Origin of the sequence: Paenibacillus sp. J2TS4 (assembly GCF_018403245.1) — a bacterium.
In the GTDB taxonomy this organism is placed as follows: domain Bacteria; phylum Bacillota; class Bacilli; order Paenibacillales; family NBRC-103111; genus Paenibacillus_L.
The window spans coordinates 114,487-127,788 of record NZ_BOSH01000006.1 but is presented as its reverse complement, the minus strand read 5'-3'; the positions used below and the strand labels follow the sequence as shown (position 1 = coordinate 127,788).

Here is a 13,302-nt window from a genome sequence, read left to right as displayed (position 1 = left end):
GTATATCAAGTGCAAATTTTTATCTTTTTGATTTTAGACAACTAACCGGTCCAGCAGGCGGGTATGGATCGATGTTGAACCTACGGATCCCGAAGAAGCAAAGCTTCCAGCTTTTTGAGGCGTTCCCGTTCTTTTTTGCGGATTTGCTTGTAGTCCTCATGCAGCGCTTTTTGGATAGAGATGCACATAAAAACCATAATCAAAGCAAAAGGAAGAGCGGCCACAATCGAAGCCGTCTGAAGACCATTCAACCCCCCGCTGAACAGCAGTACGACGGCTATGGAGGATTGCAGCACTCCCCATATCAGCTTAACCTTGGCAGAAGGATTCAATGTCCCGTTGCTCGACAGCATACCGAGAACGAAAGTGGCGGAATCGGCCGATGTCACAAAGAACGTAATAATAAGGATAGTCGCCAAACCGGCTATAATCATTCCCAAAGGTAATTGTTCCAACATAAGGAACAAGGCACTCGTCACATCCTGCTGGACGGCTTCTGCCAGATGAAGGCCATCGAAGATCTCCATCTTAAGGCCGGTAGCCCCAAATACAGAAAACCAGATAAATCCAAATGCACTGGGAATGATCAACACCCCCAGAATAAACTCTCGAATCGTTCTGCCTTTGGAGACTCTGGCGATGAACAGTCCGACAAAGGGAGCCCAGGCAATCCACCACGACCAGTAAAACAAGGTCCATGTGCCAATCCATGTACTTCCGGTGAAGGGAGACAGTCTTAAGCTCATCTGAACAACATTTTGCAAATAGCCTCCAAGCGTGGAGGTGAACGTATCAAATATGAACGAAGTCGGACCGGTCAAAAGAACAAACAGCATTAATCCAACAGCTATCATCAAATTAATGTTGCTGATCGTTTTGATCCCCTTATCCAATCCGGTAGTAGCGGAAATTAAATATAAGACGGTAACGACGGCAATAATGATCACGTGAGTCCATACCTGATTAGGAATATGGAACAGATGGTTCAAACCGCCTCCAATTTGCAGAGTTCCAAGTCCAAGAGAGGTAGCCACTCCAAACACTGTAGCCAATATAGCGAGAACATCAATCCCTTTTCCAATGGGGCCGTTCACCTTGTCACCCAGTATTGGAATAAAGGTAGCACTGATTAGCCCCCGGTAGCCTTTACGAAATTTGAAATAAGCCAGCGCTAACGAAATGACAGAATAAATCGCCCACGGATGAAGCCCCCAATGGAAAAAAGAATATCGCATGGCTAATCGGGCAGCTTGAGCCGTACCGCCTTCTGCCCCTTCCGGAGGGACTAAATAGTGAGAAAGAGGCTCTGCTACTCCCCAAAAAACAAGACCGATCCCCATCCCCGCGCTAAACAGCATAGCAAACCAGCTAATATTGGAATATTCCGGCTCATCCTCGTCATCCCCCAACCGAATCGCCCCGTATTTGCTGAAGGCGATATACAAGCTAAAGATGAGAAAACTTAGCGTAACCAACAAGTAGAACCAGCCGAAGGTGCTTATCGTAAACTCAAACGTGGCATTGGCCATGGCCGAAAGCTGCTCCGGCTTCAACACTCCCCACAACACGAACAGACCAATAACGATTAAGGAAATGTAAAAAACCATCCCGGTCCCCTCCTTTCAAAAGTTTTCTATATATTCGATCATTCCCCATTTAGCCAAGGTTATGAGAGTGGAACGGCTTACGAACTATTTATAAATTATCCCAAATCTTAGAGGTTATGGAACCACATTGAAGTTTAATGCCTAACGGGGTGACTATAAACCGGGTGTATTCGCTGATGCTGTATCAAACCTTTAATTGTTAGAATATTAGAACTTTATAGACGGGACTTGCAATTATTCAGCCGCCCGGATATAATGATAAAGGTAACTGAGGGGCCTTAGCTCAGCTGGGAGAGCGCATCGCTGGCAGCGATGAGGTCAGGGGTTCGATCCCCCTAGGCTCCATACGACAAAGAACCGATCCTGATGGATCGGTTCTTTGTTTTTGGAGCTCGGGCCGAACCCCGGAGTTCGTCCGCGCGGACGAAGCGATAGCGAAGGAGCACGGCGTCTGAATCTTCCGCTTAAAGTCCTCGTCGAGTATGCTTCGTCAGCCGTTCAATCGAGATTCGGACATCCCCCTAGGCTCCATACGACAAAGAACCGATCCTGATGGATCGGTTCTTTGTTTTTGGAGCTCGGGCCGAACCCCGGGGTTCGTCCGCGCGGACGAAGCGATAGCGAAGGAGCACGGCGTTCTGCCAACCGCCTCCGAGACCTGGCTCGCGCATCCAAGCGAACAGCACTCCCTTCCGGCAATGGATATGGAGTGCTGTTTTTATTGAGCCCGACTTTAGTCTAGCTCAAGAATAGTCTGAAGGTGGATATTTCCATTCTCTTATATTGATATAATCAGCTCAATTGTATAATGCGGGACTGGGAGATTCAGGGTGGTCAAATTAGAGAATGTATTGAAGGAGATAGGTAAATGAAGAAGTTAATCGAATTTAAAAATGTAACAAAGGAATACAAAATAGGAGAAGTCCCCATCACGGCCCTTGATGGTGTTGATTTTTCCATATCAGAGGGAGAATTCGTCGTTATTTTGGGTGCAAGTGGTGCCGGTAAGAGTACGATTTTGAATATACTTGGCGGTATGGATACGGCGACCTCAGGTCAAGTGTTTGTTGGCGATCAAGAAATAACAAGGTTCAACGAAAAAAAATTAACACAATATCGCGGTGAGAAAGTTGGCTTTGTGTTTCAATTCTATAACTTAATTCCGAATTTAAACGCGCTAGAGAATGTTGAATTTGCCACCGAAGTATGTGATGACCATCTGGACGCTAAAGATATCTTATATAAAGTTGGATTAAAGAATCGTATCAAAAACTTCCCTTCCCAGCTCTCCGGAGGAGAACAACAAAGAGTTGCTATAGCTAGAGCGGTTGCAAAAAATCCTTTACTCTTACTCTGTGATGAACCAACCGGAGCCTTGGATTATGTTACAGGTAAGTCCGTCTTAAAGCTACTTCAAGATTTGAACAAGGAAACGAAGAAGTGCGTCGTTGTGGTCACACATAATTCCGCCATTGCTCCGATGGCCGATAAAATTATTAAGGTTAAAAGCGGAAGGATCGAGAGCATCACGATGAATGATGAAAAACAAAGTATTGAAGGGATTGAGTGGTGATAATGAAATTATTTTTAAAATTAGTAAGGGATATCAAGCAATCTCTAGGGCAATTTATTGCCTTAGTTTTGGTTGTTGCAGTAGGAGCTTTTTTCTATGGGGGGCTGATCACTTATAGCGATACTCTTAGTGCTTATACGAAGGATTATTTTAAAGAACATAATTTAAGCGACCTCAATGTATATTACAGTCAAATTTCCAAAGATAATGTGGTCGGTTTGAGCGAAATTGGAGGTATCAATAAAATAGAAGGACGTTATACCTTTGATGCCACGCAAGTCTTTGAAGGATATAAAGCTTCGTTAAAAATTCATTCGATCCCCGTAAACAATGTAATAAATACGCCTGCTTTGATCGAGGGGAGTATCCCGTCCAAAAAGAATGAGATCTTATTAGATTCCCGGTATGCAAAGGAACATCTTTATCATGTCGGTGATCAAATCAGGATAAGTACGAACGGCAGGAATGTTACGTTTACAATAAGCGGCTTGGGTGAAAATGTCGAATATGTAAAAAAGAACGAAATACAAGACCATACAACCTACGGATTCGCTTATATTGCCGAGGAGTCGATACCTGAGATCATAGACGGCTTTTACTATAATGAAATCATGATTGATGCGCAAGAAGGTTTCGATATGGACAAATTGGGCAAATCCATTGAAGCACGCTCCAAACATCTTACTTATATAGAGCAAATTAGTAAAGCACGGGCTTTCAGTTATTCAAAAATAAAGGAAACGATACATAATAATAATTTGATGAGTAAGGTTATACCTTTCGTTCTCTTCTTGATCGAAGCTATAATCCTATTTCTTACCATGTCGAGGATTATTGATTCTCAAAGAAATCAAGTAGGTATTATGAAGGCTTTGGGTGTAAAAAACAGAAACATCATGCTTCATTACATGGGATACCCTGTGCTGGTAGGGATAATAGGCTCAATCGTGGGTTGTGCCATTGCCGCTTTTGTATTTGTTCCCTTCGTATCTGCGTCAAGCGCAAGGGCCTACTCTCTGCCTGACATTCAATTTTCACTTTCTCTTTATTCTATTCTTCCTCCCATCATTTTCTCTAGTGCTTTCGGACTCCTATCGTGTTACTTTAGTGGCAGAACCATATTAAAAGAACGTGCGGCTCAGGCTATGCGTCCTAAACCACCAAAGAAGATGAAAAAGCTGCTTATAGAAAGAATGGGTATTTGGAGTCATATTTCCTACAGTTACAAACTCATTTTGAGAAATATATTTTTAAATAAACAAAAAGCTTTAGCGAGTTCAATTGGTGTTGTTGTAAGCACGGTTTTATTGATCACGGCTTTTGGCACTCAAACGGCCTTGCTAAAGGTAGCCAGCCAAATTGAAGATGTGTATTCCTATGATTTAAGAATAGATTATACGATGGGAACATCCTCTGATACTCTAAAACTACCCTCCGGTATTAAAAATAGTTATCTTTTATCCACCTTTCCAGTTGAATTCATAAAAGATGATGAACAAGATAATGCCACTTTAATTGTTACTGAAAAAGAAAACAATCTCATTCATTTCTTTGACGAAAACGATAATAAAATATATTTGGATAATAATGGTGTGCTGGTGCCCAAATCTTACGCCGACAAATATCATATTCTAGAAGGGGATATAATCAAAATAAAGTTCACAGCACCAGAGCTTAACAATAAATCTGTAGATATGAAGGTTCTAAAAATATCCACACAGTATTCGAATCCGTCGTTTTATAGCACGCCAACCTATTTAAAAAGCTTTGGCATAGACTACAACCCAACCTCGCTTCTAGTTGAATCAAAGAGCTCCGATGATCTTATCAATGTTCGTAACTTCTTTGAACAAGATCATCATGTAGATACAATTGCAGATAAGGACGATCTAAAAAAATCAGCTGAATATATTTTGAAACAAAACAGTTTTGTATTTATCATGTTTATCATTTGTGCCGTCATACTTTCCTTTGGCGCCATATATACGATATCTTCCATAAACATTTATGAAAGGAATCGTGAGCTTGCAACACTTAAGGTTTTAGGTTATCCAAAAAATAAAATAAACCGACTTATATTTTTTGAAAACATCCTACTAACCACATTTGCGGTCATTGCAGCTTTACCGATAAGCGGCTATGTTTATACAGTTATTGTAAAGGCACTCTCTAGTACCCATCAACAAATTCCAGATCAATTAAATATTTTTGTAATTTTGGTATCTGTTATTCTTGCATTCTTTCTTACCGTTTTATCTAACGTACTACTTAGGAGAAAAGTAACCAAAATCAATATGATTGAATCATTAAAAAGTATAGAATAAGATTACCATACATCTGTGAGGATTATGTGAGAAGGTTTACCGATGGATAATGAGTATAGGAGGTTGTTTATGAATATAACAAAGGTAGAAACAAACGGTAAAGATATTGCCGTCGTAAGCGGAAGCGAGGTCGTCATAGGGGACGTTCAGTCGGCATTGGATTTTATAGCAACCGTACAATACGAAGTTGGTTGCCATCACATCGTTATAAACAAATCCCTGCTAAGCGAAAGCTTTTTCGATTTGAAAACCCGCCTTGCAGGCGAAATCCTTCAGAAATTCATCAACTATGATGTGAAGGTTGCAATTATTGGAGACTTTTCTGCCTATTCAAGTCGAAGTTTGCAAGATTTCATCTATGAATGTAATAACGGACACGATTTCTTTTTCTTGCCCACCGAACAACAAGCGATTGAAAGGTTAAGCCTGTTGAAATAAAAAAACGGGAGGAAAATAGGTGTCAGACGTACAACTTCATGCAGAATATCCGATGGTGAAAATTCCTTCAGGTGAAATTGTATTAAGGGACGATTGAATAAAGGCGGCATGGACGGTCCAGGTGAATTCTTTTTTGCTGGCACCGGTTTCCGTTACGAAATCGTTATATTTTTCGATATTACACAAGACCTGTGGGCCTAATGATTAACAAAGAAAGGAAATGAAAAACTGCCGCTACGCGCGGCAATTCTTCATTTTACAGATAATTCATTTCATTACTGATGCGCTTCAGCTTAGCTGTTCCCAATGCTTGTAAGGGCGTAAAATAAGGAATATTTCCGTACCTTCGACCACGAATGACTGTAAAGAAAAGTATCTTATTCTGGTGCGGAGAATTCCAAATTAGGTTCTCGTTTTAACGGCTAGCCCACTAAAAGAAACCGGACCAACAACATCAACTCTAGTATTTCTTGTTCGGTTTTCTGCGGTTACTGTGTAAACATGATTACCTGATCTTACATTTCTATCGATCGCCTGAAAGGTGACAGCATAGTTTTGTTCAGAACCAGCTGATTCAATACCTTGTTGTGTATTAAAAATCTCTATTCCGTCACGGAAGATTCTAAACAGGATTTGAGCGATACCGGTAACCCCCCGGACACCTACAGTTGCTACTAATTCAACCCGATTAGGTTGAGCATTCAAAACAGGTATTCTTATTCGAATTGTTGCTAGGCGAGACCTTCCTGGCGAACGTCTGATAGTAAATGACCTTGCTAGGTTGAATCTGCGTCGGGGCTCAACGGCAGCTTTATCGAGAATACGTACCAAATAATCATCTCCTCTTGTTTGATGTTCTCATAATATGTTGGACAAAAGGAAAGTGATTGGACGAATTAAACTGTCGATTTAAGCAGACTGAGGCTGTATCTATCATTTAATAAACAGTCAGGTCTGCTCGCCCGAATTTTCTAAACCTTCTCTATATAGCTAATCTCCTTTTCATTTCCCAAACGATTCTTCCAGGGGACAGTTCATCCTTTTATTTACTTATATTGCTGGCAGCAGCGCAAGTTTTCTTTCCTGGAAGGCTTCGTTGCTTAAGGCGCGTAATCGCCATTGTAGCTGACAAGCATAACATCTTGAACTCCTGCGATATTAGAGAGCTCGTTGACGAATGCCGTATTGTCATCCCGCAGCCGGGTTTCGACCGTCATTTCTGTCAAATGCTTATTGACAGTCTTCGACTTCAATACATAGTGCTGCTTGCGAAGGCGTACCAACACATCATCCTGGGCCTTTTCCTCATATTTGATTATTAACAAATAGGGGGAGTCCTTTATTTTCCGGCGGGAAAGCCAGAAGATCACGATCCCTACCGCCAACGATCCTATAATGGAGATCGGATAGATTTGTGCGCCGTTCGCAATACCGACGGAAATCGCCCAAAACATATAAACGATATCCATCGGGTCCTTCACAGCCGTCCGAAAGCGAACAATGCTCAGCGCTCCGACCATCCCTAAGGACAGCACAATATTGGTGCTGATTGTCATAATAATTAACGTTGTAATCATGGTCATCAAGACGAACGTCACATTGTAGCTGTGGCTGTAAACTACGCCTCGAAAACATTTTCTGTATATCCAATAAATAAACATACCGATTAAAAAAGACGTAAGCAAGCCCCAAAAGATATCCACCCAGGACACTTTATTAAACGCTTCTAATTGCAGTACGCTTTTTTTAAAAAAATCCGAAAAATTCATATGCTGATCCATTGATTTACATACCCTTTCCGATCCGAATTAATAAGAATATACTTTCCGGCTTTCCTTGCATATGGCGTATTTGGATATGGTCGAACGCTGCTGCGCTGACATCTGAAGCAAATGAAAGATATGCCCCGGCATAATCTCGTTATACTTTACTTCCAAAATGGTTCTGGGTCCTTCAATCATGCTTCGCGTCACTAACTGCGGATCAAAAATATCAAAAGACTGAACTCCTGCGGACAACTGTTTATCAAAAGTAATTCTGACGTCGGAGACGCTGTAGATGTACGCTTCCCGTATGTAATCGACGACAACGGCCGGCTTCATAAAGCCATGCAGAAGCTCGAAATAAAACTCTCTTTTCAGAGCGGACTCCGAAGCCTGCAGGAAGTCCGTTTCCCCTTTCAATATATTTTCAACTTCTGCCCGCGTCATCGAAGTCGATTCCTTCGACACATATTGATTCCATTTATTTTTCCGTTCGAGCTTGATCACGGCGTCGCTTTTGTTGTAAATCCGGATGCGATATTTCTTTCTATTTAAAATGCCGTCATTTTTTTCATGCAAAGCCGATTCGTAGACATTGTCGAAATAAAGACTGCGGATATGGTAGCCGTTCTCATCTACGGAGTTCTTGTCCAGCTTCAGCATGGACTTGATACGCTCCCGCAAACCCGCATATTCATGGTTATGAATGTAAAACTTTAATTCATGTCTTAGTTTTTTCCTGTCCTGCATCGTTTTCCTCGCCCTTTCGTCCCCCATCTAATACGGTTCCTGCTAATTGTTACAGCTATTGCAGCTTCTTCTCCACATCAGCGAATCCGAATGTTTCCCATTCCGCAGAGGTCATGTCGAATACCCGGCGAAGCTCCTCCAGGATATACCCGGTACGCTGCTCAGCGAATAACTCCAGCTCCGTTACGGCAGCTTCCCAGCGATCCACGGAATCTGTCCATCGTTCGGCGTGGCGCGGCATTTCGGGGGCCAGCTCCTTCCCCGCTTCCCTAATCACAGACTGGACACGTTCCACCGAGAACGTATCCTCCAGCCGGAATGCAAACCGGCGTAAAAAACGTTCGCGCAATGAAGGCTCTTGCATCAGGACTTGAAACAAACGGATCGATGGGTACTTACTCATTTTGTTGGACATAATCCGCTCAGCCGCCGGATAATCAGCCTGGAGAAAGCTCAGGTCCGCATCATAAAAAATCCAGCGCCACTTTCCTTCTTGCCCCTGCGGCCGCCAATACCTGATGTTATGATCCGGCCAGTCCTCATTGGCAATGAACAGCTCGGCAATCATATAGTCGAACAAATTGTCCACATCGATTTTCCGCTCTAAAGAAGAGTAGTCCCGCGACTGGCCAAGCCGCAATTGTTCAACCTGCTCCATGAGCGTATCAAATGCTTCCCTCGACCCTTCCTTGACCGTGCCGGACGATTCCAGCAAATCAAGCTTGTCCGCCTTCACGTTATGCCGCCGCTCCAGAAACTTGTCGGATATTTTGTCACGCAGATTGGCCATTCCATAATATTCTCCGTTAACATAGACGACAACAGGCCGGTAATACTGTACGTCGATTTCCGTCTCCTTGAGCAACAGCCCGACTAAACCGTCCAGCATATGAGTACGCGCAAAGTCCTGTCCCCCGTTGCGCAATACAAGCTTGTCGTAGCGGTCGTCGGCCGCATCTGGAAAGAACGGATATTCGAACCGTTTCGGGCCGTATTTCTTCTTCGCATACAAGGCTATCGATTTCTGCGGCATCTCCCGGGATTCGCCGCCCACCACGCGAATCCCCGCTCCCGCTTCGTAACGGAGCGTTCCGTCTGGCTCGTACCATTGGAAATAGCCGGCAATGCGCTTATCGTCCCGATCACCGCCTTTTGCTCCGTTGCTCAAACGCAATATTCCCGTTTGCGGGGACCACAGCTCTTCGGGCTCGGCCGTTACGGATACAATCGGAAGCTGATGCTTCTCGCCAGCCCAATAAGCAGACGTATGGACCGGCCCCATGGCCCCATCGCGGTGAATGACTCTTGCCCGAATGACCACCGTATCCTCTATCTTAATGGGCCCCTCATACAGCAGGGAGGATTCATCCGGCTCGGAGCCGTCTTCCGTATACCTTATTTCTCCATCTTCACTGCTTAGTTCCAGAGCAAGAGGCTCCACAAAGTAACCCGGAGCTGAGGAGAATTTAAGCTCCCCTTCTTCTGTCATCTTCTGCCCCCCCTCCTCGATCTTCTTCTCCGATGTTCCGGGGGGAGAAGGATCGGCAATCCGTCGATTTTGCCCTTCCTGCCAGGCCCATAGCAAAGCTGCTATAACCATGCTCAATAGCAAGCAAGCTGCCGCCATCCGTCTGACATTAATCATTATCGATATCCTTCGGGTGCAGAACCTGGGGATTCTCGGCAGTGCCAGTAATATGAAATTCACGAATACCGTAATATATACGATGTTCCAGTACGTCGAAAGCAACTTGCTGATTTCCCTTGCTGTCCGAAATCAGCACCCGCCAATAATATTTGCCCGGCGGCAGACTTTGGACCTGCTGCGAAAGAACGGTCAGTCCGTCCCGGTCCTCGATCATATCCGTGAAATCGGGCGTTTGGCTAATTTGAAAATGATAGGTCAAATCATCGCTTTGCAAATCATAAGAATTAGTCCACTCAAAAAGCCATTGTCCATCCTTCCATTCCACATCCGCCAAAAAGACCGGCATCGGATTTTCCAATGCTTCCAGAAAGAGCCTTGCATTCTCCTCAGGCAATCCGATCAGACGGTCCCATTCCTTGGCATACTGCATGGGAGTCCCCGGTAAAAATCCGATATCCGGTTCGCTCAGTGTAACGGCCGGGGCCACTTGACGATATTGGTCCAGCAAGGCCTTCGTTTTCTCCGGCGTAATATAGGCCTTCAACTCTTCCATTTTATCGATCAATTGCTGCACATTATCCGGATTTTTGAAGAACCGGTTTTGCAGCTTGCTTCCCCAATAGTTCGATATGCCATTCTCCCACGGTCCGTTGGCCACATCCTCCCCTCTCTGCTTCGTATAACCCCATGCCCCGTCGTAATCCCAGGGCAGAAAAAACCATTTTTCCGAATTGAGTGGAGAGTATAAGTAGAAGTTCTGTGAATTGGTATCCATGTTGTCAAATAAAATATTTACAGCCATCCAGGTAAGAAAATTGTCCCGGTCAAAATGGCGGTCGAAGACTTCGTTGATACTTTGTTTCTCATCGTTGACATCATCCAGCATCCGCAGCAGCTTGGAGTGGTCCTTATTTCCCTTGATTTTGAGAATGCGCTCGAACGCCAATTCATCATAGGTTGGATCGTCAATCAGCTTCAGCTCTTCCGGATAGCGGAAAAACTCAAAATAATTCGCTTTGTACAGATGGGCGTTCGGGTCCAGTCCGTGCTTGCGCAAAAACGATTTGTTCGGCTGTTCGATTTGCGTATAGAGACCGTAATCCACGAACCCGGCTCCGCCAGCATTCGTCGTCAAATCTTTGACATGCAGTCTGACGAACTGCGTCCGCAAGCTGGCCATGTCGGGAATTTCCTTGAAATAGTCGAAGCTCAATTTATTGCGTATCCGGGTGATGTCATACGGATGCTTGAGCAGGTTGATCGTTTTCTGTTCTCTCCACAGCCCGCTGCCTTCGGACAGCTTGATTTTGTACGCCTTTTGCGGCGATTTACGCGTAGAGCTTCCCCTGATCGTCACAGACGCATTGGGAAGGGTGTCCTCGTAGCCGAACATGCCGCTCTTCGGTTGCTTTTCATCCCCCTCCTGAAAAATAGCGTCCAAAACAATAGCCGGTTCAGCCGGTTCCTTTAAAGTTATTTTATTGAGCTCGGCCCAGGTCAGCGATGGATCCCTCTGAGTATTGGAATCTGCAATCGTCAAATATAAATCGACAATGGTATCGCCGCGGTCTTCCTCGTATACCGACCGGTTTTCAACTAATCTGGGACGATAGTCAACCGCTAAATCCGCCAGGTTCTCAACGCTAACCACCTCTCCATCCTGTTTGTCGGCCTCCTGATTCTTCGTCTCCGGCATCGTAATGTCCGAAGTACAGCCACCCAGCAGCGCGACGATCCCAAGACATACGACCATACGATTCCATATCCTGCGCCTGGCATTAGATTGTTTCACTAGCAGCTTTCCCCCTTTTATGAACGACCAGCGGTTGAGTGCTGAATGTGTAATACAACAGATTTTTTAATATATAAGATAGTCTGGCAAGTGCAAGAAGCAGTGACATAAACGAAGCGCTGAACACCGCAAAACTGGGGTCTGCCTGCAATAAAGCCGCAACCACCGACAGGGCTGTCACGAGGACGAAGAAAATCGCCGCAAGCGCCAGAACGCCTTTTCTATCATCGAAGTACAGAAGGATCAAGGCCAGGATGTTATAGATGATAAAAGCATAAAAAGCAAGCACCAATACATTGTAGGTCTCGATCTGTGTCGCCATGAAGCCGACCATGGGCAGCAGCCGTACACCGAGAGCAATGGCTATAAGGGAGCATACCAATTGCATCCCCATAATCTGCACCAGCTCTTGCGTAAGCATCCGGCCGATTTCCTTGTGTGCCGCTTCTATATCCATAATCGAGCCCTTACCTAACACAGAATCGTAAAACTCACGGCATTTTGGATAGAAAGATGTTTCTAACGAGACCACGAACATCACTAAGGTAGGCGTGATGGTCAGGAACGCATAAAATACGGCGGCGTCGTATTCCGGAGTCATCAGAAACGCCTCTTGCACCCAGCGGCCGCTCGATAGCCAATATATAAATTGATGAGAGTATAAACCGAGAGAGCCTAACAATCCCGCAGCGATCAAGGCCGGATATTGACGGGCTCTGATCAACCAGGCGAAATCGGAGGTTTCCGCCGGCAGGCGGAACGATTCCTTCACCACCCCGAGCAGCCACAGCAAAGTAATGAACCAGCCCGCAGCCAGGCAGAGCGTCACATCCGCGGCTGTCGGGGTTTCCGTTAGCCAAAGCCTCAGCCAGACCGCGACTAAAGCGATAACCATCCCTGTTAAAAAGGCATAAAATACCGCTTTAAACCGTTTGATAGCAGAAACGTAAACCGTCAAATGCCAAATGACGATCAATTCCATAAAAATAATATAAAGAGGCAGCTTGTACGATACCGGTAGTGGAGATAGCAACAAAAAGATTCCCCCGATAAGAGCGGCCACGGGCAGCAATATTTTGAGTCCGCCAAAAACGGAAGGAAGAATTTCCTCATAGCGCTGTTCGTAGATCATGTCCGAAACAGTCCGCGTCATAAGCATGCCGATGACGGAATGGAGGATGTACGAAAACACAAAGGCATAGACCAACCCGGAAAAAAACAATTCCCGTTCGCTATACTCTGCGCCTCTCTCGATCATCATCCACTGAATGACAACAACGGCCAGCATACAGGAACATAAGGGGCCTACCGTAATGACCGACGAGAAGACATAAGCCTTCAGCCGGTTGATTAGACCTTCTTTCTCAAACAACTTTCGCAATTCAAATCCAACGCCTGCCATATTCA

At 44.7% G+C, this 13,302-nt stretch carries 10 protein-coding genes and 1 tRNA gene; 4 read left to right on the top strand and 7 right to left on the bottom strand.

The annotated features are described in order from the left end of the window. Positions 1 to 80: 80 nt before the first annotated feature. Positions 81 to 1,607 (bottom strand): glycine betaine uptake BCCT transporter, encoded by a 1,527-nt coding sequence (locus KJS69_RS14630; protein ID WP_213584522.1) that lies wholly within the window; start codon positions 1,605 to 1,607, stop codon positions 81 to 83. A 272-nt stretch (positions 1,608 to 1,879) separates the two neighbouring features. Between KJS69_RS14630 and KJS69_RS14625 the strand changes: the two genes are divergently transcribed. From KJS69_RS14625 to KJS69_RS14610, 4 genes are all read left to right on the top strand, one after another. After that, positions 1,880 to 1,952: transfer RNA gene (locus KJS69_RS14625), tRNA-Ala, on the top strand. A 523-nt stretch (positions 1,953 to 2,475) separates the two neighbouring features. After that, positions 2,476 to 3,180, top strand: coding sequence for an ABC transporter ATP-binding protein (locus KJS69_RS14620; protein WP_213584521.1), 705 nt, complete (start codon positions 2,476 to 2,478; stop codon positions 3,178 to 3,180). 2 nt (positions 3,181 to 3,182) lie between these two features. Further along, positions 3,183 to 5,504, top strand: coding sequence for an ABC transporter permease (locus tag KJS69_RS14615; protein ID WP_213584520.1), 2,322 nt, complete (start codon positions 3,183 to 3,185; stop codon positions 5,502 to 5,504). 69 nt (positions 5,505 to 5,573) lie between these two features. Continuing rightward, positions 5,574 to 5,942: a DUF4180 domain-containing protein gene (locus KJS69_RS14610; protein ID WP_213584519.1), complete on the top strand. Its 369-nt coding sequence runs from the start codon at positions 5,574 to 5,576 to the stop codon at positions 5,940 to 5,942. A gap of 402 nt (positions 5,943 to 6,344) precedes the next feature. On the opposite strand, the gene KJS69_RS14605 is transcribed toward KJS69_RS14610, so the two are convergent. The 6 genes from KJS69_RS14605 to pelG form a co-directional block, all read right to left on the bottom strand. Further along, positions 6,345 to 6,773, bottom strand: coding sequence for an exosporium protein C (locus KJS69_RS14605; protein ID WP_213584518.1), 429 nt, complete (start codon positions 6,771 to 6,773; stop codon positions 6,345 to 6,347). Between the two features lie 269 nt (positions 6,774 to 7,042). After that, the gene (locus KJS69_RS14600) at positions 7,043 to 7,723 is read right to left on the bottom strand and encodes a DUF4956 domain-containing protein (protein WP_213584517.1); all 681 of its coding nucleotides are present in this window, start codon (positions 7,721 to 7,723) and stop codon (positions 7,043 to 7,045) included. 27 nt (positions 7,724 to 7,750) lie between these two features. Further along, positions 7,751 to 8,482 (bottom strand): polyphosphate polymerase domain-containing protein, encoded by a 732-nt coding sequence (locus KJS69_RS14595; RefSeq protein WP_249730533.1) that lies wholly within the window; start codon positions 8,480 to 8,482, stop codon positions 7,751 to 7,753. A 28-nt stretch (positions 8,483 to 8,510) separates the two neighbouring features. Next, positions 8,511 to 10,100, bottom strand: a complete 1,590-nt coding sequence (locus tag KJS69_RS14590; protein ID WP_213584516.1) for a CotH kinase family protein — start codon at positions 10,098 to 10,100, stop codon at positions 8,511 to 8,513. Then, the gene (locus KJS69_RS14585; RefSeq protein WP_249730532.1) at positions 10,093 to 11,895 is read right to left on the bottom strand and encodes a CotH kinase family protein; all 1,803 of its coding nucleotides are present in this window, start codon (positions 11,893 to 11,895) and stop codon (positions 10,093 to 10,095) included. Before KJS69_RS14585 ends, KJS69_RS14590 begins: the two co-directional genes overlap by 8 nt. Next, the gene (pelG, locus tag KJS69_RS14580) at positions 11,882 to 13,297 is read right to left on the bottom strand and encodes an exopolysaccharide Pel transporter PelG (protein ID WP_213584515.1); all 1,416 of its coding nucleotides are present in this window, start codon (positions 13,295 to 13,297) and stop codon (positions 11,882 to 11,884) included. Before pelG ends, KJS69_RS14585 begins: the two co-directional genes overlap by 14 nt. Between the last annotated feature and the right edge of the window lie 5 nt (positions 13,298 to 13,302).

Coding starts and splice junctions, on each gene's coding strand:
- KJS69_RS14615 (WP_213584520.1), top strand. CDS start 3,183: ATGAAATTATTTTTAAAATTAGTAAGGGATATCAAGCAATCTCTAGGG.
- KJS69_RS14595 (WP_249730533.1), bottom strand. CDS start 8,482: ATGGGGGACGAAAGGGCGAGGAAAACGATGCAGGACAGGAAAAAACTA.
- KJS69_RS14600 (WP_213584517.1), bottom strand. CDS start 7,723: ATGGATCAGCATATGAATTTTTCGGATTTTTTTAAAAAAAGCGTACTG.
- pelG (WP_213584515.1), bottom strand. CDS start 13,297: ATGGCAGGCGTTGGATTTGAATTGCGAAAGTTGTTTGAGAAAGAAGGT.
- KJS69_RS14590 (WP_213584516.1), bottom strand. CDS start 10,100: ATGATTAATGTCAGACGGATGGCGGCAGCTTGCTTGCTATTGAGCATG.
- KJS69_RS14610 (WP_213584519.1), top strand. CDS start 5,574: ATGAATATAACAAAGGTAGAAACAAACGGTAAAGATATTGCCGTCGTA.
- KJS69_RS14630 (WP_213584522.1), bottom strand. CDS start 1,607: ATGGTTTTTTACATTTCCTTAATCGTTATTGGTCTGTTCGTGTTGTGG.
- KJS69_RS14620 (WP_213584521.1), top strand. CDS start 2,476: ATGAAGAAGTTAATCGAATTTAAAAATGTAACAAAGGAATACAAAATA.